Annotated in this window: 24 protein-coding genes; 17 read left to right on the plus strand and 7 right to left on the minus strand. The window is 38.4% G+C overall.

From position 1 onward, the window contains the following. Positions 1-8 precede the first annotated feature (8 nt). The 7 genes from mnmD to OQ267_RS12275 all read left to right on the plus strand — a co-directional run bounded on the left by mnmD (position 9) and on the right by OQ267_RS12275 (position 5,407). Positions 9-671: a tRNA (5-methylaminomethyl-2-thiouridine)(34)-methyltransferase MnmD gene (gene mnmD, locus OQ267_RS12245; RefSeq protein WP_265836148.1), complete on the plus strand. Its 663-nt coding sequence runs from the start codon at positions 9-11 to the stop codon at positions 669-671. A gap of 65 nt (positions 672-736) precedes the next feature. Further along, positions 737-1,684 carry an aldo/keto reductase gene (locus OQ267_RS12250; protein ID WP_265818733.1) on the plus strand — a complete coding sequence of 316 codons (948 nt, stop codon included), beginning with the start codon at positions 737-739 and terminating at the stop codon, positions 1,682-1,684. An 81-nt stretch (positions 1,685-1,765) separates the two neighbouring features. Beyond that, positions 1,766-2,875 carry an AI-2E family transporter gene (locus tag OQ267_RS12255; RefSeq protein ID WP_088302905.1) on the plus strand — a complete coding sequence of 370 codons (1,110 nt, stop codon included), beginning with the start codon at positions 1,766-1,768 and terminating at the stop codon, positions 2,873-2,875. A gap of 16 nt (positions 2,876-2,891) precedes the next feature. Further along, a complete protein-coding gene (locus tag OQ267_RS12260) occupies positions 2,892-3,341 on the plus strand; it encodes a hypothetical protein (protein WP_265836149.1) in 450 nt (149 codons plus the stop codon). 8 nt (positions 3,342-3,349) lie between these two features. Next, positions 3,350-4,156 carry a nucleoside triphosphate pyrophosphohydrolase gene (mazG, locus tag OQ267_RS12265; RefSeq protein ID WP_265836150.1) on the plus strand — a complete coding sequence of 269 codons (807 nt, stop codon included), beginning with the start codon at positions 3,350-3,352 and terminating at the stop codon, positions 4,154-4,156. A 2-nt stretch (positions 4,157-4,158) separates the two neighbouring features. Then, positions 4,159-4,566: a hypothetical protein gene (locus OQ267_RS12270; RefSeq protein WP_265836151.1), complete on the plus strand. Its 408-nt coding sequence runs from the start codon at positions 4,159-4,161 to the stop codon at positions 4,564-4,566. A 28-nt stretch (positions 4,567-4,594) separates the two neighbouring features. Beyond that, positions 4,595-5,407, plus strand: a complete 813-nt coding sequence (locus OQ267_RS12275) for an alpha/beta hydrolase (protein ID WP_265836152.1) — start codon at positions 4,595-4,597, stop codon at positions 5,405-5,407. Between the two features lie 12 nt (positions 5,408-5,419). On the opposite strand, the gene OQ267_RS12280 is transcribed toward OQ267_RS12275, so the two are convergent. Next, entirely contained in the window at positions 5,420-5,800 is a 381-nt protein-coding gene (locus OQ267_RS12280) for a YchJ family protein (protein WP_265836153.1), read from the minus strand. Between the two features lie 74 nt (positions 5,801-5,874). Here OQ267_RS12280 and truA point away from each other — a divergent pair, with 74 nt between their 5' ends. Next, a complete protein-coding gene (gene truA, locus OQ267_RS12285) occupies positions 5,875-6,675 on the plus strand; it encodes a tRNA pseudouridine(38-40) synthase TruA (protein WP_265836154.1) in 801 nt (266 codons plus the stop codon). A 116-nt stretch (positions 6,676-6,791) separates the two neighbouring features. Here truA and gyrB read toward each other — a convergent pair whose 3' ends face one another. The 3 genes from gyrB to OQ267_RS12300 form a co-directional block, all read right to left on the minus strand. Further along, positions 6,792-8,750, minus strand: a complete 1,959-nt coding sequence (gene gyrB / locus OQ267_RS12290) for a DNA topoisomerase (ATP-hydrolyzing) subunit B (RefSeq protein ID WP_088302911.1) — start codon at positions 8,748-8,750, stop codon at positions 6,792-6,794. A 142-nt stretch (positions 8,751-8,892) separates the two neighbouring features. Continuing rightward, entirely contained in the window at positions 8,893-9,276 is a 384-nt protein-coding gene (locus OQ267_RS12295) for a VOC family protein (protein ID WP_265818740.1), read from the minus strand. Between the two features lie 55 nt (positions 9,277-9,331). Then, the gene (locus OQ267_RS12300; RefSeq protein WP_265836155.1) at positions 9,332-9,718 is read right to left on the minus strand and encodes a hypothetical protein; all 387 of its coding nucleotides are present in this window, start codon (positions 9,716-9,718) and stop codon (positions 9,332-9,334) included. 403 nt (positions 9,719-10,121) lie between these two features. Here OQ267_RS12300 and OQ267_RS12305 point away from each other — a divergent pair, with 403 nt between their 5' ends. From OQ267_RS12305 to OQ267_RS12315, 3 genes are all read left to right on the plus strand, one after another. Further along, positions 10,122-10,721, plus strand: a complete 600-nt coding sequence (locus OQ267_RS12305) for an OmpH family outer membrane protein (RefSeq protein ID WP_088302915.1) — start codon at positions 10,122-10,124, stop codon at positions 10,719-10,721. Positions 10,722-10,787: 66 nt separating this feature from the next. Beyond that, the gene (locus tag OQ267_RS12310) at positions 10,788-11,267 is read left to right on the plus strand and encodes a nucleoside deaminase (RefSeq protein WP_265836156.1); all 480 of its coding nucleotides are present in this window, start codon (positions 10,788-10,790) and stop codon (positions 11,265-11,267) included. 53 nt (positions 11,268-11,320) lie between these two features. Continuing rightward, positions 11,321-12,094: an EcsC family protein gene (locus OQ267_RS12315; RefSeq protein ID WP_265836157.1), complete on the plus strand. Its 774-nt coding sequence runs from the start codon at positions 11,321-11,323 to the stop codon at positions 12,092-12,094. A gap of 49 nt (positions 12,095-12,143) precedes the next feature. On the opposite strand, the gene OQ267_RS12320 is transcribed toward OQ267_RS12315, so the two are convergent. Continuing rightward, positions 12,144-12,545 (minus strand): RNA-binding S4 domain-containing protein, encoded by a 402-nt coding sequence (locus OQ267_RS12320; protein ID WP_265836158.1) that lies wholly within the window; start codon positions 12,543-12,545, stop codon positions 12,144-12,146. Positions 12,546-12,751: 206 nt separating this feature from the next. On the opposite strand from OQ267_RS12320, the gene OQ267_RS12325 reads away from it, so the two are divergent. Beyond that, complete coding sequence (locus tag OQ267_RS12325; RefSeq protein ID WP_029283273.1) at positions 12,752-13,570, plus strand: 2,3,4,5-tetrahydropyridine-2,6-dicarboxylate N-succinyltransferase; 819 nt, start codon at positions 12,752-12,754, stop codon at positions 13,568-13,570. Positions 13,571-13,648: 78 nt separating this feature from the next. Then, complete coding sequence (locus OQ267_RS12330) at positions 13,649-14,776, plus strand: glycosyltransferase family 4 protein (protein WP_265836159.1); 1,128 nt, start codon at positions 13,649-13,651, stop codon at positions 14,774-14,776. On the opposite strand, the gene OQ267_RS12335 is transcribed toward OQ267_RS12330, so the two are convergent. Beyond that, the gene (locus OQ267_RS12335) at positions 14,769-15,335 is read right to left on the minus strand and encodes a DUF4136 domain-containing protein (protein WP_088302920.1); all 567 of its coding nucleotides are present in this window, start codon (positions 15,333-15,335) and stop codon (positions 14,769-14,771) included. The genes OQ267_RS12330 and OQ267_RS12335 overlap by 8 nt on opposite strands. Before the next feature lie 192 nt (positions 15,336-15,527). On the opposite strand from OQ267_RS12335, the gene OQ267_RS12340 reads away from it, so the two are divergent. The 4 genes from OQ267_RS12340 to miaA all read left to right on the plus strand — a co-directional run bounded on the left by OQ267_RS12340 (position 15,528) and on the right by miaA (position 19,313). Then, complete coding sequence (locus tag OQ267_RS12340) at positions 15,528-16,094, plus strand: L-threonylcarbamoyladenylate synthase (protein WP_265836160.1); 567 nt, start codon at positions 15,528-15,530, stop codon at positions 16,092-16,094. A gap of 84 nt (positions 16,095-16,178) precedes the next feature. Then, positions 16,179-17,585, plus strand: a complete 1,407-nt coding sequence (locus OQ267_RS12345) for a CCA tRNA nucleotidyltransferase (RefSeq protein ID WP_088302922.1) — start codon at positions 16,179-16,181, stop codon at positions 17,583-17,585. Between the two features lie 99 nt (positions 17,586-17,684). After that, positions 17,685-18,329 (plus strand): IS1096 element passenger TnpR family protein, encoded by a 645-nt coding sequence (locus OQ267_RS12350; protein ID WP_088302923.1) that lies wholly within the window; start codon positions 17,685-17,687, stop codon positions 18,327-18,329. Positions 18,330-18,404: 75 nt separating this feature from the next. Continuing rightward, positions 18,405-19,313: a tRNA (adenosine(37)-N6)-dimethylallyltransferase MiaA gene (gene miaA / locus OQ267_RS12355; protein ID WP_265836161.1), complete on the plus strand. Its 909-nt coding sequence runs from the start codon at positions 18,405-18,407 to the stop codon at positions 19,311-19,313. A 50-nt stretch (positions 19,314-19,363) separates the two neighbouring features. On the opposite strand, the gene OQ267_RS12360 is transcribed toward miaA, so the two are convergent. Continuing rightward, positions 19,364-20,650: an SGNH/GDSL hydrolase family protein gene (locus OQ267_RS12360; protein ID WP_265836162.1), complete on the minus strand. Its 1,287-nt coding sequence runs from the start codon at positions 20,648-20,650 to the stop codon at positions 19,364-19,366. Positions 20,651-20,661 lie beyond the last annotated feature (11 nt).

Below are 20,661 nucleotides of genomic sequence, written 5' to 3' on the forward strand. Positions count from 1 at the left end.
TCCAAACCATGAATATTATCACCCCAACTGCCGACGGTTCAAACACCCTCTACAATGAAACCATCGGCGAACATTACCATAGCAAACATGGCGCTTTGCAAGAAAGTAAACATGTTTTTATTGATGCCGGATTAAAATTTGCTTCAGCAAGAAAATCAGATATTTCCATTCTGGAAGTTGGTTTTGGAACAGGTTTAAACTTTATCCTGAGTTATGATTATTGCACGCAGCATAATATTGATTTAGGTTACACGAGTATTGAAGCTTTTCCACTTACCAGTGACGTCATTAATCAGACGGGTTATTCGGCATTTGTTCCATCAGAAATCTGGGATAGCTTTATTAAAAATTATGATGAGGCATTAGAAACACCAAAAATTCTATCTGAATACTGTATGCTTGAAATTCCACATACAACACTGGATAACTTTACCACAGAAAAAAGATTTGACCTGATTTATTATGATGCCTTCTCCGTACAGCACCAGCCTGAAATGTGGACAAATGAAATCATTGCCCATGCCTGTAATTTCTTAAAGCCTGGCGGTGTTTTCGTTACCTATGCCATCACAGGAAACCTGAAACGTGCGGTTAAAGCAGCTGGTTTCAATATCGAAAAACTTCCTGGTGCACCCGGTAAACGTGAAATGCTTCGGGCAATAAAAATCTGACAAAAAGGAGACGGCATGCCAAAACCACCTTTCTATTCGTTTGTTAATTTATAAAAACAAATATCATGGAAAAAAGAATATTAGGTAAAACAGATTTAAATATTGCGCCCATTGTATTTGGAGGAAACGTTTTTGGCTGGACCATCAACGAACAGCAATCATTTGAGATACTGGATCATTTTGTAGATAACGGCTTCAACTTTATCGACACGGCTGATGTATATTCACGCTGGGTACCTGAAAATAAAGGAGGAGAATCAGAGACAATTATAGGCAACTGGCTGAAAAAACGCAATCAACGCCATGATGTAGTTATTGCCACAAAAGTAGGTTCAGACATGGGGCAAGGCAAGTCTTTAAAAAAAGATTATATTATCAATGAAGTTGAACATTCGCTTTCCCGATTGCAAACGGATTATATTGATTTATACTTTTCACATTTTGATGATGAAAGCACACCTGTTGAAGAAACGCTGAGTGCTTACGAAACCTTAATCAGGGACGGAAAAGTACGTTGGATTGGCGCATCTAACTTTTCTGCAGAAAGGTTGAAAGAATCCCTGCTTTTCTCTGCGCAACATCATCTTCCACGTTACGAAGTTTACCAGCCCGGATATAATTTATTTGACCGGGCAGAATTTGAACGCGATCATGAAAAGATCTGCCTGGAAAACGACTTAGGTGTTATCACTTACTATTCTCTGGCCAGTGGTTTCCTCACCGGAAAGTACCGCAATGAAGAAGACTTGAAGAAAAGCCAGCGTGGTGGCGGCGTCAGGAAATTCTTAAATGAAAGAGGCTTTAAAATTCTGGATGCATTGGATCAGGTAGCAGATAAATACCACACAGAGCAGGCATCCGTGGCTTTGGCCTGGCTTATCCATCATCCTTCCATCACTGCACCTATTGCCAGTGTAACGGATCTGAATCAGTTAAAATCTTTTACCTCAGCAGCCAATCTGAAGTTGATGCCTGAGGATATTTCCCTGCTGAACAAGGCAAGTGTTTATTAATAAATAATCCTTTATATTTAAATGCCCGATTAATCAAAACAATTAATCGGGCATTTTGTATTAAACTGAATTTAAAACACGATGAAAGAAAAACTTACCTTTCTGCCTAAGCTGGCCCTGGTACTCTTTTGCCTGATCAGCCTAACCTATATTGCGATTTTGGGACAATCGCTTCTGGCACCTCTACTTTTTTCTTTCCTGATGGCAATCCTCCTGCTTCCGGTTGGTCATTTTTTAGAACATAAGTTCAGGCTTAAAAGAGGTTTGGCTACTGTAGTGGCCGTAATTCTGATGATTGCCGTTATTAGCGGGATTATTTATTTCTTTGGAAATCAATTAAGTGATTTGTGGGCAGATTGGCCTTTACTTAAACAAAAGGCTAATGTTTCTTTTCATGAATTGCAGCATTGGATTTCCACCACTTTTCACGTGAATACAGAAAAGCAACTGGCTTATCTGAATGACAGTACAGAAAAAGCACTGGCCACCAGCGCAACGATTGTAGCCACTACACTGGCTACTTTATCTTCTACCCTGCTCTTTTTAGGCTTTACCTTATTATTTACCTTTTTCATTTTAAATTACCGCAGGGTATTGTTTACTTTTTTAACCTCGGTTTTTAAAGAAGAACACAAGGAAAAAGTAACTGAAATTGTAAGTCAGATTCAATACATCATCAAAAAATACATCATTGGTTTGTTTTTGCAAATGCTTATTGTAACCGTTTTGATGATTGCCATTTTAAGTTTATTGGGCGTTAAATATGCAGTTCTATTGGGCTTAGTGGCAGGCATATTCAATGTTGTTCCCTATTTGGGCATCTTTTTTGCCTTGCTGGTCAGCTGTTTAATCACCTTCGCCACGGCAGGTGCAGGTAAAGTTTTACTGGTTTTAATTGCATTTATCGGCGTCCATGCCATCGATGGTAACATCCTGATGCCATTGGTTGTAGGCTCCAAAGTAAAAATCAATGCCCTTTTTGCTTTTCTTGGTATTATTGTGGGCGAGATGATCTGGGGTATCTCCGGCATGTTTTTATGTATTCCATACCTGGCCATGTTAAAGATTATATTTGACCGGGTAGACAACCTCAAGGCCTGGGGAATTTTAATGGGTGAAGAGCATAAGCCTGAAAAGAAAAAGCGCGTGTATCAGATCACAAAAAAGATTAAGCTAGAGGAAAAAGATTAATTGTAAAACTTACTGAATGAAACCCTTATTTGTTTTAATAGTGGTATACGTGGCCATATTAGCATTTAATGGCCATGCCACCTTCGATAAAGGAAATATTTTTGCAGGAAATATCGCTATGTCGGTCATGCTGTTCTTTACGGCTATCGGGCATTTTAAATTTAAAACGGCTATGGCCGCCATGATTCCGCTATTTATCCCGAAAAAAGTAGAAATCGTGATATTTACAGGCGTGCTGGAAATTTTATTTGCCATTGGTTTAAGTGTAGAAAGTACCCGCCAGTACACAGGCATCGTACTAGTTATATTTTTGTTCACCATTCTGCCAGCCAATATTTATGCAGCTAAAAACCGGATTAATTACGAAAATTTATTTAAGTCTGGCCCAGGGATTAAATATTTATGGTTTAGAATTCCATTTCAATTTTTCTTAATCGCCTGGGTTTGGTACTTTAGCATCAGATAAAAACCAATATGCCAAATCATCCCATTCCTGCAACGGCTAATACACCGGCCGATGCCTTCGACAGATTACTTACCGTACTGGATACACTGCGTACACAATGCCCCTGGGATAAGAAACAGACCATGGAAACCTTACGTCATTTAACAATAGAAGAAACCTATGAATTAAGTGATGCCATTTTAGAAGGTGACCTGGATGAAATTAAAAAAGAGCTGGGTGATGTGATGATGCACCTGGTTTTCTATTCACGTATTGCATCAGAAACCGGTGCCTTTAACATTACTGACGTTTTAAATGGGGTTTGTGATAAATTGGTGAATCGCCATCCGCATATTTATGGTGATGTTGAAGTACAGAATGAAGAAGATGTAAAACGCAATTGGGAGCAAATTAAGCTGAAAGAGGGAAATAAATCTGTCCTCGCGGGTGTTCCGGCTTCACTTCCTGCTTTGGTAAAAGCTTCCCGTATTCAGGAAAAAGCACGCGGAGTAGGTTTTGACTGGGAAGATAAAAACCAGGTATGGGAAAAAATAGAAGAAGAACTTCAGGAATTTAAGGCAGAATTTAATGTAACCGATCACACGGCAATAGATATTGAAAAGGCTGAATCAGAATTTGGTGATGTACTTTTTTCCCTCATTAATTATGCCCGGTTTATAAACATCAATCCGGAAAATGCCCTGGAGAAAACCAATAAAAAATTCATTAAACGCTTTCAGTATCTGGAAAATAAAGCCAAAGAAAATGGTAAAGCTTTGGCCGAAATGACACTTGCTGAGATGGACATTTATTGGAATGAAGCAAAGAAATTATAGATATGAATCCTGAATTTAATGATCATCCAACACCTGGAAACCTGGTGAATATTATCACTTTCAATGTTACAGATACGAAAAGCCTAGCTGGTGGCATTGTTCCATGGGTGAATATATTGCGTGCAAATGAGGAGATTCTGAACCTGGCAGATGCGGATGAAATTGTAATTCCTGAACATGATATTGCAATTTCTATAGATTATCCGCTTCAACATCCTGAGACTTTTCATTTGTACTCATCCATCGGTTTTTCCAGAAAATTATTGTTAATCGAAATCCGTGAGAAGTTTCTGGAACTTTCAGATCAGGAAAATGAATCTTTCAAGGGCCATAATGTAGATCTGGTGGCTTTAGACATTTACAAAACAGCTACCGGAAAAATTGAAATTACTTTAGATATAGACGCTTAAATATTCAGCATTACGCTTATCAATAAAGATGAAATTTTTCTACTACACCTTTCTGATCATCATTTTACCGATCAGCCATGTAAAAGCTTCGTTGCTCCGAGACTCCGTTCCCATCCATGATACTTTCACCATAACAACAGAGAAGATGGGAGAAACCAGAACCATTAATGTTTGGGTTCCTGAAAGCTATACTAAAAAAAAGGATTACCTCCCGGTGATGTACATGGCAGACGGTGGTATAAAGGAAGATTTTCTGCATATAGCGGAAACATTTGCCAAACTGATCAAAGCCAAAAGTATACCCCCAACTATTCTTGTTGGGATTGAAAACACACAGAGAAGAAGAGACCTGACCGGTTTTACAGAGGTTGCAGAAGATAAAACAATTGCAACTGTTGTAGGTGGTGCTGAAAAATTCAGGGCCTTTATTCAGGATGAGCTTTTTCCTGAAATCGCTAAACGATATCGCATATCCCGCAAAAGAGGAATAATGGGCGAATCGCTTGCCGGCTTATTTGTGATGGAAACATTAATGCTTAAACCTGAAATGTTTGATAATTATATTGCCTTTGATCCTTCATTCTGGTGGAATAACCAATACCTGATCAGGATGGCAGACAATCGTTTAAGCAAATTAACACGGCCTGAAAAAAGGTTATGGTTTGCAGGCTCAGGCACGAAAGGCATTGCTGAAAATACGCGAAAGTTGGCGGCTTTGTTAAAGGCTGAAAATTACAGGCACCTGAAATGGCATTATGCTGATGAACCCGATGAACAGCATGATAGCATTTTTAAAGCAACCAAAGCGCAGGCTATTCAATGGACATTAGGAGAAAAATAACTGAAAGATGTATTAATAGAAAATTCCATCAACATAATACCATTTCCCATCTTCTAATTTGAAGCTTGATTTTTCATGAAGCACGGCTGTTTGAAACCTTTTATTGAGATAGAAAGCTTTAAATTCTACAGTAGTAGAATCAGCTGCAATAATTTCCAGTTTCACCCATTTGGTATTTTTTGCACTTTTCAGATAGGAATCTCTTGAATTCCCTTTACGTTTACTGAAGTGTGTCGTTTCAAAAAGATAATCTGCATCAGCCAATACAAAAGCAGCATATCTCGAACGCATTAAAGCCGTTACGGTGGGTGCCGCAACAGCCCTGAGATGATAAGGCTGACAACAGTTTTTGTAATCCAGGCCACTACTGCAAGGGCATTTTATAACATTCATAACTTAATGTGAATTGCAAAATTAGGATTTTAATACCTGCTCTGATAAAATTTGATTAAAATTGCAATGTAAAAATGAGATATTTCTTCCATATTGCCTACCAGGGACAACACTATAATGGATGGCAAAAACAGCCGGGTGCCATTAGTGTACAAGAGGTAATTGAAAAGGCACTGCTGAAAATTTTCAAAACCCCTATCGCCATAATTGGTTGTGGAAGAACGGATGCCCATGTACATGCCAGTCAGTTTTTCTTTCATGCAGATATTCAACAGGAATTTGAATTTGATCTGGCCTATCGTCTGAATAAAGCCTTACCACAAAACATTGCCATTTTTGATATTTTTAAAATGGAAGGTTTGCCGCATGCCCGTTTTGATGCCGTTCAGCGTAGATATGATTATTTTATCCACACGTACAAAGATCCTTTCCTGGCTAATCAGAGTTCTCTTTATTTAGAATCAAACCTTGACTTGCTCAGCATGAAAAAGGCGGTTAGTTTATTACCAATTTATAAGGATTACCGGGCTTTTTGTACCCAGCCGAATAAATACGAACATACCATTTGCAACGTGATGGAGGCAGATTTATTCATGAACGCAAAGGGCGATCGCATTCGGTTTCATATTGCAAGCAACCGTTTCCTGAGCAAAATGATTAGAATCTTGATGGGTAAATTACTCCGAATTGGCAAAGGTGAATTGAGTCTGGATGAATTCGAAAGTCTTTTAATCAACCTGGAAACACCTAAAACATTAAATCCGGCACATCCCACCGGCTTATACCTCTCGAAGGTTACTTATCCCTATTTAAATTTAGAGCCGAGAACAACGTTTCTTACCGCTATGCAGGGAACAGATTGGAAATCAATTTAGTTCTTGCATTTATCGTTGCCAATTTATTTTAATAGCGCCTGATAAATAAAAAACCCTCTCCAAGTTTTAACTTGAAGAGGGTTTTATCAGTTTTATGTCTAAGCTTTCAGCTCTTGTTAAGCGTCAATCTTTGCATATTTTGCATTGCGCTCAATAAATTCTCTGCGTGGGGCCACTTCATCGCCCATCAACATAGAGAAAGTATGATCACACTCTGCAGCACTTTCAATGGTGGCCTGCAACAAGGTACGCGTAGCCGGATTCAAAGTGGTATCCCAAAGTTGTTCGGCATTCATTTCACCCAAACCTTTATAGCGTTGAATGTGCACACTATCTTCTTTACCTGCACCTTTTAAACGCTGTACAGCCGCATCACGTTGTATGTCATTCCAGCAATATTCAAATTCTTTACCTTTTTTAACCTGATAAAGCGGTGGTGATGCAATATAAACATAACCGGCTTCAATCAAAGCCCTCATATAACGGTAGAAGAATGTTAAAATCAGGGTGGTGATGTGTGATCCGTCGATATCCGCATCCGTCATGATCACGATTTTATGGTAACGCAGTTTCGTTAAGTTCAAAGCCTTATCATCTTCTGGCGTACCAATGCTCACACCAATGGCCGTGAACATATTCTTAATCTCATCGTTTTCGTAGATTTTGTGCTCCATAGCCTTCTCTACGTTCAAAATTTTACCCTTTAGCGGTAAAATGGCCTGAATGTTTCTATCTCTGCCTTGTTTAGCAGTACCACCCGCCGAGTCACCCTCTACCAGGTAAATTTCACATTTTACAGGATCACTGTCAGAGCAATCGGCAAGTTTACCTGGCAAGCCAGAACCACCCATTACGCTCTTACGCTGAACCATCTCGCGGGCTTTACGTGCCGCAGCACGAGCCGTTGCCGCTAAAATCACCTTGTTAACAATCATTTTAGCTTCCTTCGGATTTTCTTCCAGATAAGCACCCAATGCCTCACCAACAGCAATATCTACAGCACCCATCACCTCACTGTTACCCAGTTTGGTTTTAGTTTGCCCTTCAAACTGCGGCTCCTGCACTTTTACAGAAACGACAGCTGTTAACCCTTCTCTAAAGTCATCGCCGGTAATTTCCATTTTCAGGTTCTTTAACAAACCTGACTTATCTGCATAACTTTTTAAAGTACGGGTTAAACCCCTCCGGAAACCAGCAATATGTGTTCCGCCCTCATGTGTATTAATGTTGTTTACATAAGAGTGCACATTTTCTGAATAACTGTCATTATACTGGAAAGCCAGTTCAACCGGAACCCCGTTTTTAATGCCATCGATATAAATCGGTTCCGGTAAGAATGAAGCTCTTGTTCCATCTAAAAAGGAAACAAATTCTTTTAAACCACCTTCAGATTGAAAAACTTCTGATAAGAATGTGCCGTCTTCCAAAGCTTCACGCTCATCCGTTAAGGTTAATTTTATTCCTTTATTTAAAAATGCCAGTTCGCGTAAACGACTGGCTAAAGTATCGTATTTGTATTCAGTTGTCTGGGTAAAAATAGTTGGATCCGGACTAAAAGTTACAATCGTACCCCGTTTATCAGTTGTTCCAACTTCTTTAACGTCATACTGCGGAACACCAATTTTATATTCCTGCATCCAGATTTTACCTTCACGGTGTACTTCGGCTTTTAAGTCGGTAGATAATGCATTCACACAACTTACCCCCACACCGTGTAAACCACCGGAAACTTTGTAGGTATCTTTATCAAATTTACCACCCGCATGCAAAACCGTCATTACGATTTCCAACGCCGATTTATTTTCTTTTGTATTAATTCCTGTAGGAATACCACGACCGTTATCTTCAACCCGGATGGCATTTCCTTCTAAAATTCTAACGTCGATTGTATCTGCATGACCGGCTAAAGCCTCATCAATAGAGTTATCCACAACCTCGTAAACCAAGTGGTGTAAACCCTTCACACCCGTATCACCTATATACATCGAAGGGCGCTTCCGCACTGCTTCCAAACCTTCTAAAACCTGTATATTATCTGCCGAATAATTTGACTTTAAATCCTGTTCTTCGCTCATATTTTATTTAAAAACTATAAGTATCAAAAATACGGAATATTTGGCATTTAAACTAATATGTGGATAAATGTACCCTCAGTTAAAAAAGGTTTTATGAACCCATATATCCCCCACAGATGATGAAGATGAGCATCGTGGCAGATTATTTCTGCTGTTTCAACTGGAAAACATTTCCTTCCGGATCTACCCCGTCACATAACCAATAATCATAAGCATCAAAAGTTTTAACCTCCCTCATCTCCACACCCTGATCCATCAAATGAGTTCGGAGTGCATGAATATCCTGATCAATGTTAAAAACAATTTTTGTATTGCTGTCAAACTTAAATGCGCCTTTACTTTTATCCAGGTAATCTGCTCCGATTTGATGAAGACCTATTTTACCATCTCCAGCAGAAAGCAGTGCCCAGGTAGATTCGAATGCTTCTACCACTTCAAAACCAAAAATAGCAGAATAAAAGGTCTTTAAATTTTCTACATCCTGTACATAAAATATGATGGTATCCAGGTTAAATGTTGTTTTCATACGGTATACTCAGCTTTGTAATATGGAAAGATTTATAAATTGCGTGTTAACCAAATTAGCGTTGCGCCCTTGTTGCTTTGTCAAAGGTGAAAACCAAATTTTTCTGATCAATTTTATTTAACGGAATTTCGATGGTTTTGACGCCTTTAACTGTGGTGAAATAAACTTCTGACTTTACTTCCACCCCCTTATCAAGGCCATCTTCAAATAGGGCAATTCCAAACAGGTTTGGATCTGTCTTAGACGTAGCAGTAATACTAACCGTACCTAAATCATACTGACCGTTATTTTTTAAAGTGACTACCCCATTCTTATAAGTATAAGTTAATCCTTTTACGGTAGCCAAATAGGTTTTGTTTTTACTGGTTACAGGCTTATAGGTTTGTGCCTGCACAGAGATGCCCACTCCCAGCGCAATCAAAAAGGTGAAGAATGTTTTCATTGTTTTTTATTTAAAGTAAAGCTAAGAATATATCCATAAATCCAAATGTGCAACATCATAAATATTTTCTTTAACCTACTTATCACTAGCCGTTAACAGATTTTTAAGCACTAACCTATGCTTTAATTCCGCCTCAAATTTCAGCTCTCATTAAAAAATAATTTTAGCCGCGATACGCCCGGCAATTAGCTTCAACCAAGCACCTAAATGCAGTAAAAACGAACTCGCACTCCTGCCTTTTAAAGTTGACGAGCAACATAAAGCAATTAGCGGAAACAGGAAAAACATACCTGCTTTCCAAATCATCTTTAGCCATTAATTTAATTCGGCTGGCCCTATACATAACTCTTAATTGCATTTAAAAACTAATTTCTATAAGTTTGTTAAAATTTATTAAACAATAATGGAAAGAAAAACCTTTAAAACCTTTGGTTTATTTGCTACAGCTGCTTTAATCACAGCATTTTCTGCATGCCAAAACAAAGACACTAAAACCACTGAAACTAAAAAGACAGATAGCACTACTGCAGCAGTTTCTGTTAACGAAAAAATAGTATTTGTTAACCAGGATTCTTTATTAACCAAGTACGAATATTATAAAGACCTTAAAAATAAATTTGAGAAAAAAACCAAAGATGCGCAGTCAGATCTGCAATCAAAACAACAAGCATACCAACGTGAAGTAACGCAATACCAACAGTCTGCAGGCACACTTTCAGCTGATCAGCGCAAAACTACTGAGGAGCGTTTAGGCAGAAAAGGTCAGGAATTACAGGCTTATCAGCAAAATGCTGGCGGTGCTTTACAAAATGAGCAGGCTGTAGAAACTGAAAAACTTTATGATAAAGTAGCAGGTTACTTAAAAACCTACTCGAAAGAAAAAGGTTATAAAATGGTGTTAACTTACTCTAAAGGTAACAGTGCAATTCTTTTTGCAGATGAATCTCTTGATATTACTTCTGATGTAATTAAAGGATTGAATGCCGAATACACTAAAAAATAATTACTAATATATCTAATAAAAAATGCTCCGGGTAATCGGGGCATTTTTTTTGTGTCATCATTTAATATGGAGAATCAAAAACACGAAGAATTTATGAAGATGGCCATTGCGTTATCTGTTGAAAATGTAACAGAAAATATTGGCGGGCCGTTTGGTGCTGTTATTGTAAAAGACGGAAAATTTATTGCAGGCTCAGCCAATAAAGTGACGTCAACCAATGATCCAACTGCACATGCCGAGGTTTCTGCCATTCGTTTGGCTTGTGCTCAACTCAATACTTTTGATTTGGATGGCTGTGTCATTTATACCAGTTGCGAACCTTGCCCCATGTGTCTAGGTGCCATTTACTGGGCAAAAATTGACACTATTTATTATGCCAATACCAAAACTGACGCAGAAAATATCGGTTTTAGCGATAAATTTATCTATGAAGAACTGGATAAGCCAATGGAAAAAAGATCATTACCATTGGTTCAAATGATGCGCAACGAAGCTTTACAGGCATTTAAGCTTTGGGAAACTTCACCGCTAAGCATCAAATATTAACCTGATACAGAAACAATTCGCGCCAGTTAATGTCTGAATATTAAATATGACCCATGACTTACGAACAAAAGATAACCAGTGAACTGGATTTTTGGAAATTTAAAACTTTACAGAAATCTTCATTTTTGAATAAAGTTACGGATACCGTTCAGAAGAGGATCAACAGTTATATTCCGGATAAAATTCATAGTGCCATTACCACGGCTATAAAACAAATGGTGAAGGCGGTGCTTTTTGGATCAACTTTTACAACCGCAAAGCCTGTTACCGATTTAACACTGATGCACCGTGAGGCCTTAATTAATCAGAAAATAGACACCTACAAAAAAACCGGTGCTGCCGAAGGTGGCATTACCGGTGCAGGTGGCTTTTTAATGAGTCTGGCTGATTTCCCTTTGCTATTGGGCATTAAAATGAAAATGCTTTTTGATATTGCTGCCTTGTATGGCTACGATGTGAAAGATTACCGTGAACGACTGTACATTCTACACGTCTTTCAACTGGCTTTTTCCAGTAAGGAAGAAAGTATGAACATATTTTTGAAAATGCAGGACTGGGACGATAAAGCGCATCAATTACCCACAAATATCGATGAATTTGACTGGCTTACCTTCCAACAGCAATATCGTGACTATATTGATCTGGCGAAACTGGCGCAGATGTTACCCTTTATTGGTGCCGCAGTTGGAGCAGTTGCAAATTATAAACTGATCGAGAAACTGGGCAAAACTGCCATGATGAGTTATCGCATGCGTTATTTTAATCTTCAGTCTATAACTTTAAGTCATGAGCCAACCAGCAATTTCAAAATCACAAAAGGGAATTGATTTTCCTAGTCTCATGCCTATGAATTTCGGACTCCAGACTGATGGCTAACTAATCTTCTTCTTCAAACATTCCACTGATCAGATCATCGGTCTCACGCCTATCCTTTTTTGTCGGACGGCCCGCACCACGATCACGCTTTAAGCTAGGCGCATGAAAGGCAGATTTAAAAGCATGGGTTTCTTCAACCGGAGTTAAATCTTTGTACTTGGTTAAAGCTGTCGGAGAATCTGTTCTGTTATAAGAAAAGTCTACCACCTCAATTACTTTTTTTTCTATTCCTTTTGATACCTGATAAACATCGCCGATTTTAACAATCGCTGATGGCTTGATATTTTGCCCTTTCAGTTTTACGCGCCCTGCCTTACAGGCATCTGTAGCCAGACTTCGGGTTTTGAACAACCTGATCGCCCATAAATATTTATCAATTCTAAGTTTCTCTGTCTCTCCCATAAAATTCAAAAATACGGTAAAATTGTTAAATTGATTTATTGTTAAATCCTTAACGCTAACAACCTCTAAAATCTTTTTCCCTGGGCAGCAATTCCAACAATCTGACAATTTAGCAATCTTTCACCTTAACAAGGAACAAACAATTTAAACAATTAGCCCTTTAATAAGCAAAAATTGATTTATTTTGCGTAAAATTTAAAAACATCATGTATTCAGATTTAAAGAAATTAATTGAAGCCGCCTGGGAAGATAGAACCCTTTTAAAATATAGCAATTATTGCGAAGCGATCGAAACCATTATTCAGGGTTTGGATAAAGGTGAAATTCGTGTCGCTGAACCAGTTCTAAATTCATGGGGCATTAATGAGTGGGTAAAGAAAGCTGTAATCCTATACTTCCCGATTCGTGAGATGAAGGAAATTAAGAGCGGTCCTTTTGTATACCATGATAAAATGGATTTAAAAACCGATTATAAAGCAACCGGTGTACGTGTGGTGCCAATGGCCAGTGCCCGTTACGGTTCGTATTTAGCAAAAGGTGTGATTATGATGCCATCTTACATTAATATTGGCGCTTATGTAGACGAGGGTACAATGGTTGATACCTGGGCTACGGTAGGCTCATGTGCACAAATTGGCAAACGTGTTCACTTAAGTGGTGGTGTAGGTATTGGCGGTGTTTTAGAACCTGTTCAGGCTGCGCCAGTGATTATCGAAGATGATGCATTTTTAGGTTCAAGAGCAATTGTTGTTGAAGGTGTTAAAGTAGAGCGCGAGGCGGTATTGGGTGCTAACGTAGTATTAACCGCATCTACTAAAATTATAGATGTAACTGGTCCAACGCCGGTGGAATATAAAGGTGTGGTACCAGCACGTTCTGTCGTGATTCCAGGTAGTTATACGAAGAAATTCCCTTCAGGCGAATACCAGGTTCCTTGTGCTTTAATCATTGGTAAACGTAAAGAAAGTACAGATAAGAAAACCTCACTTAACGATGCGTTGAGAGAAAATAATGTAGCAGTATAAAATGGTTTAAGGTATGGGGTTTAGGGTGTAAGGCAACACCCAAAGCCTTAAGCCTTCTACCTTAAACCTTTCACCCTTATGAAAATCGGTTTCGATGGTAAACGTGCCGCAAATAATTTAACCGGACTGGGTAATTATAGCCGTTCTTTAATTGAATCTCTTGCCCGCCAGTATCCTGAGCATCAATATTTGGTTTATTCCCCTAAAGTAAAAAGTGCCGGTCAAATTGATACCTTCCTCGAAAAAGAAAACATTAGGCTAAAACTACCTCAAGATGGTGGTTTTCTGTGGAGAAGTCTGAATATTGTTAAAGACCTTGCCCGCGATCAGGTACAATTGTTTCATGGTTTAAGTCACGAAATACCTTTCGCCATTCAGCATACCCGGATTAAATCCGTCGTTACCATTCATGATTTAATTTTCCTCCGTTTCCCGCAATACTATCAGTTTATCGACAGTAAACTCTACAAATGGAAAAGTAAATCTGCTTGCAAAAGGGCAGATCAGATCATCGCCATCAGTGAGAAAACAAAGGCCGACATCATTGAATTTTACAACATCAACCCAGATAAAATTGAGGTAATTTATCAGAGCTGCGATGATATATTCAAAAACCCATTTGATGATTCAACACTGAAAAGAATTAGTTTAAAGTATAAACTTCCTGAAAAATTCATTTTAAATGTAGGAACAATTGAGGAACGTAAAAACCTTAACCTAATCGTTCAGGCATTAAAAAATGTGGATGAAGATTATAAGCTGGTTGTAATTGGAAAAAAGACAGGCTATTTCAAAACCGTTAAAAAGGAAATTGAAAAACTCGGCCTGAACAAAAGGGTCATTTTTCTACAGAACATTCCTTTTGCAGATTTACCGGGCATTTACCAACTGGCAGATTTATTTGTTTATCCGTCCTTTTATGAAGGTTTCGGCATTCCGATTATCGAAGCCTTATATTCAGGTGTGCCGGTTATTGCTGCTACAGGTTCCTGTTTGGAAGAAGCCGGTGGCCCTGACAGCATTTATGTCGATCCAACAAATGTGAATGACTTAAGCACTGCAATTAACTGTGTATTGGGTAATCCTGCACTACAAAAAGAGATGAAAGAAAAAGGGCTGGAATTTGTTCAAAAATTCAACAGCCCTAATGTTACGCAGCAATTAATGGATTGCTATATCAATTTGTTAAGCCCTTCCACTACTTAGCCGCCAATGCATTTGGTGGATATTGCGCTAAAATTTCTTTAACCCCTGTATACAGGCGTTCTTCTCTTTTCTTTAAGTTATCTAAATTAAACCCGCTTCCTCTTCCATGCCAGAATAACTCTTTTTTAGCCGGATCTAAGAAATCGATGATAATGGTACCTTCAATGTATTGGTTAACATAGTTGCCACCACCCCAGAAAGGAGAACCCCAACCACCACGCCAGCCCCAGCCGCCGCCCCAACCCCAGCCACCGTAATAGGCAGGACCGTAAACGTCGGTTTTTTCTCTGGCAACAACCACTAAATTCACCAGCATATCAGGGCGGTCAGATTTTGTAAACCCTTTGGCATTCATCTCGGTTTCTACAGCAGCCATCAGGCGCCTTTTATCCAGATTATTTAATTTCACTCTTGCGATTCCCTTATCATAAAAGTTATACGTTTTATAACGATTGAAGTCAGCATTTTTATCATAATCAGATGCAGTACGGAGACTCGAACATCCGGCTAATGCGATTACGACAGTAAACAGCATTAATACATTTTTAATTGTTTTCATTTGTGTTGTTTCATTTAAATAACCGATATTAAAAATAATAAAATTTAATGTTAATTTCTTTAAAACAGGTATAATTTTACAATCAGATTGTTTGGATAGAACGTGTGATAAAACAGAAAGTTTTAAGGCAAATGTTAAATAATTAACGATTGATCAATATTTAACATTTCAACTAAAAAATTACCTTTGTATATGCTAAGAGAGGAAATTAATAAAGCGTTGGAAGTGCTGAAAAATGGTGGGGTAATTCTTTATCCTACAGATACCATCTGGGGTTTAGGCTGCGATGCAACTAATCAGGAAGCTGTAGATAAATTACTTAAAATTAAAAACCGCCCGGCAGAAAAAAGCCTGATTGTATTGCTCGATGTGGACAGTAAAATTCAAAGTTATGTGAAGGAAATTCCGGATGTGGCGTATGATTTGATGGAATACGCTGAAAATCCGCTTACCATTATTTTCTCCGACGCCAAGAATTTAGCAGCCAATGTCATCAATGCCGATGGCAGTGTGGGTATCCGTATAGTGAAACACGATTTCTGTACCCCATTGCTCCAGCGTTTTCGTAAACCCATTGTCTCCACCTCTGCCAATTTAAGCGGAAAACCCTCACCAAAATATTTCGACGACATTGATCCTGAAATTTTAGCAGCAGTAGATTACGTCGTCGATTTCGAACAGGAAAACAGAAGTCACAAGAAGCCATCTACCATCATGAAACTTTCAGCTGGCGGGCAATTTGAATTTATTCGTAAGTAATTTTATTACTTTTGTTTTTTTATCCTGGTTTTAAAGATTTGTTTCATAACAAACAAATGCTTTTAACAGCTACTATAAATATCCATGCAACAACACTTACAAAATCCAATATTTAAAACCCTTTCCGCTATAGCCGATCAATACCATATTGAAGCTTATGTCATTGGAGGTTTTGTTCGTGATCTTTTTCTGAACCGCCCTTCTAAAGATATTGATGTTGTAGTGGTAGGGAGCGGAATAACCTATGCAGAGGCTGTAGCTAAAAAATTGAACACCAAAGTAGCTGTTTTTAAAAATTTTGGTACAGCCAATATTAAGTTCCAGGATTTAGAGGTTGAATTTGTGGGTGCGCGGAAAGAATCTTACAGGTCAGAATCACGGAAACCAATAGTGGAAGATGGAACGCTGGAAGATGACCAGCTGCGTCGTGACTTCACCATTAACGCATTGGCCATTAACCTCAATGCTGCTCATTTTGGCCAATTACTGGATCCCTTTGACGGCTTAACAGATTTAAGAAGTAAATTCATCCGCACACCGCTTGATCCTGAAATTACTTTTTCTGACGATCCCTTGAGGATGATGAGGGCAATTCGTTTCGCTTCACAGCTTGATTTCAAAATAGATCCGGCGGCATTAAATGCCATCAAAACACAAAAAGAACGGATTGCCATCGTATCCAAAGAACGGATCACCGATGAGCTGAATAAAATTATTTTATCCGCCAAACCATCCATCGGGTTTAAACATCTTTTTGATACCGGCCTGTTACAAATCATTTTTCCGCAAATGGCACAGCTGTACGGCGTCGAAATCATCAAAGGCAAAGGTCATAAGGATAATTTTTACCATACCTTAGAAGTATTGGATAATATCTGTATGTATACCGATGATTTATGGTTACGCTGGGCAGCTATTCTTCACGACATTGCCAAGCCGGCAACCAAACGTTTTGAGGAAGGCCATGGCTGGACCTTTCACGGGCACGAAGATAAAGGTGCCAGAATGGTTCCGAAAATCTTTGCGCAACTAAAACTTCCGCTGAATGAAAAAATGAAATTCGTTCAGAAACTCGTTCAGTTACACCTAAGGCCAATTGTGCTGGCACAGGAAACGGTTACAGATTCTGCGGTAAGAAGGCTCTTGTTTGATGCCGGCGAAGAAATAGAAAGCTTAATGCTGCTCTGTAATGCCGATGTTACAACCAAAAATGAATACAAAAAAACCAAATACAGGAACAACTTTGAGTTAGTTAAACAAAAGCTTAAAGATGTAGAAGAGCGCGATAAAATCCGGAATTGGCAGCCTCCTATCACCGGAAACGATATTATGGTTACTTTTGGACTTGATGCCGGCAAGGAAGTGGGCTTGATTAAAAATGCCATTCGCGAAGCTATTCTGGAAGGAGAGATTAAAAATGACTACCAGGAAGCATTTGATTTTATGCTGAATCAGGCAAAACAAATGGGATTAAATCCTGTTCTTAAATAATTTAATTGACCAAATACCATCTTTGAGGTGCTGCTGAGAAGAGATGATGTTTGTCGTTAATATAATTAATTTTATTTTTACGGTTTCCAAAATACAATAATGGCTATTTATAAGTTTAGAATTACTTTCGAAGATTTTGATGATGTGGTGAGAGAGATCGACATTAAATCAAACCAAACATTTGAAGACCTGCACAAGGCTATCCATAAATCTACAGGATACAATGCTGAAAAACCTTCTTCATTTTATGTCAGTACAGATAACTGGTTAAAAGGTGACGAAATTGCCTACTTACCCAATGAGAGAAAAAAGGATCGTGTAGTGTTGATGGAAAACTCTAAACTAAGTGGCTTTATAGAAGATCCGCATCAGAAATTCTATTACATTTATAATTTTGAACGCCCCTTTGATTTTCATGTGGAACTGGTTAAAATCGTTCTGGATGCTGATCCAAATATAGAATATCCATTTTTAGCCAAGAGTTCAGGCGAGGCACCCAAAATATTTGAAAAAAATGCAGTGAGTGTTGATGATGCCGAAAATTCGGCTACAGCTGTAGGTGAGTTCGATTTTTTAAACGAATTAAACTTTGTTCCTGAAGATACAGATGAACTCGAAGCGATGGGTGAAATGGGTATCAATGAGAAAGAACGAGACGATGATGAAGAATCTGAAGATGATGAATTTGGAGATGAATTTTCAGATAATGATCATTTTGAAGACGATACCAAAGATGATTATTAATTAATACCAACTTATATGCAATTATAAAAGCTGTCAAACATTAAAATTGGCAGCTTTTATTTTATACAGCTCCTCATGTCTAATTTAAAAACATTAATTTCCATTGTAGGGCCAACTGCTATTGGCAAAACTGCACTGGCTATTGAACTGGCTAATCATTTTCAAACAGAAATTATTTCTGCAGATTCGCGACAGTTTTATAAAGAAATGGAAATAGGTACCGCTAAGCCTACTCAAACTGAACTGGCAGCTGCAAAACATCACTTCATAAATTCCCATTCTGTTAATCAATTATTTAGTACAGGAGATTTTGAAATCGAGGGTTTAAAAGTGCTGGATGAAATTTTTAAAACGCATGATTTAGCCATTATGGTGGGTGGATCGGGATTATATGTAAATGCGCTAATTAATGGTCTGGATGAAATGCCGGAAATAGATCTGGCTGTCAGAGATCAACTCAATAATCTTTTCAAAACAGAGGGGATTTCCCCTATCCGGGAACAACTTGCAAAACATGATCCTGAATATTATGCCAAAGTAGATCAGCAAAACCCCCAAAGAATGATCCGCGGACTGGAAGTCTTTTTATCAACCGGACAAAAACTTTCATCCATGTTATCTGCCACAAAGAAAGAACGGCCTTTTAACATCATCAAAATAGGTTTAAATACAGAGCGGGCAACCTTATACAATCGAATTAATAGCAGAGTGGATAAGATGATACATGATGGACTGGTAGAAGAAGTGAAATCATTAACTGAATTTAGATCTTATAATGCACTAAATACAGTGGGTTATAGTGAAATATTTGATTATTTAGATCAAAAGCTGCCAATTGAAGAAGCGGTTTCAAATATTAAACAAAATACACGCAGGTTTGCCAAACGACAGCTTACCTGGTTCAGGCGGGATGAGGAAATCAGGTGGTTTGAGCCAAACCAACAGCAAGTGGTCATTAAATATATTGAAAGTGTGATGAAATAAAAAAGGGATTTGCTAAATGGCAAACCCCTTTAAAATATCTAGATGTAATCTTATTTTGAATCCGGAAATTTCACACCTCTGTATTTAGTAATATCAATGTTTGGAATGGTTGAACCATATTTCGTATTAATGGCATCAACAAATACATTGGCAATGACAGCATTTCCACGTGGTGTTAAATGGATACCGTCTAAAGAAAAAGCACCTCCGGTAATAAATGCAGCATTGATATTAACCCCTTGAACATTAATCCCTGCTTTCACCGTATTGAAATAAGTATAGGTATCGGCAATGGCTAAGCCTTTGTTATTGGCCAGTGATTTAATAGTACTGTTATAGCTGTTTACATAATCTTTAACCTTTGCCACTTCATCTTTGTCTAACACCCAATTATTAGCTATAGGATTTAATGGATGTAAGCCATAGGGTATACTTCCGGTACCCAACAATCCGGCAGTTTGAAAAGGCAATCTGATTAAATCTTCACTGGTTGCAACCCTTACCGCACCAGCACCTGTTCGAATATATATTGCTGCAGCGGCAGGGTTAATGGCTTTGGCAGCAGCTAATAAAGCCGCAGGCGTTACCGTATTAAAATAAGGTACAGCCGTAACATCCGGAATGGTTGCCACTACACCTTTTTGTCCGCCAGCAGTTAAAATATTAAGCATATTGGTATACAAGAAAGAGAAAGTTGCTTTTTCAGTAAGCACAGTTGTCGCGTCTGTAGTAACACCACCATTCAGCGCATAACCCAACACATCATTATTACCTAACCATAAAGAGAAAAAAGTATGATTTCTGCCCTGAATATAAGCTGCATAATTTACTTTACCCACCTGGGCATCCGTAAGCAAACGCTCAAAAAACATATTTGCCGCACTAAAGGTAAATGTCGGGTCAAAAGCTAAATCCAAACGCATTCCTGGAATACCTAAATTTTGAATTTCTCCTGAGTATTTAGCCAGTTTGCCAGCCCCTACATAAGCTGTACCAGTAGTAACCTGGCTAATGGTCGGACTACCATTGGTTAGTGCCGTTAAACTTGCATAACCAGAGCCATTAGGTTGACTATCACTAAAAAATGGAGAAGTAAAGCTTCCACCCCCAACGGTAGCCATTTGGGCTGCCAATAAATTTGGGTAAGCCACTTTCTGGCCTTCTAAATACAAACCACCATCAGCATAGCCAGAGGTTAAGGAATTACCTATGGCAATATACTTGCTAAAATTAGCTGTACCTGCTGTTGTTGCAGCTGGTGTTTCAATTTCAGGCTTACAAGATGCTGCGAACAATATGGTAGCAGCAACAAGACTATTGAATATAATTTTTTTCATGTTGATATCTC

This window comes from Pedobacter sp. MR22-3, assembly GCF_026240075.1.
GTDB lineage: Bacteria > Bacteroidota > Bacteroidia > Sphingobacteriales > Sphingobacteriaceae > Pedobacter.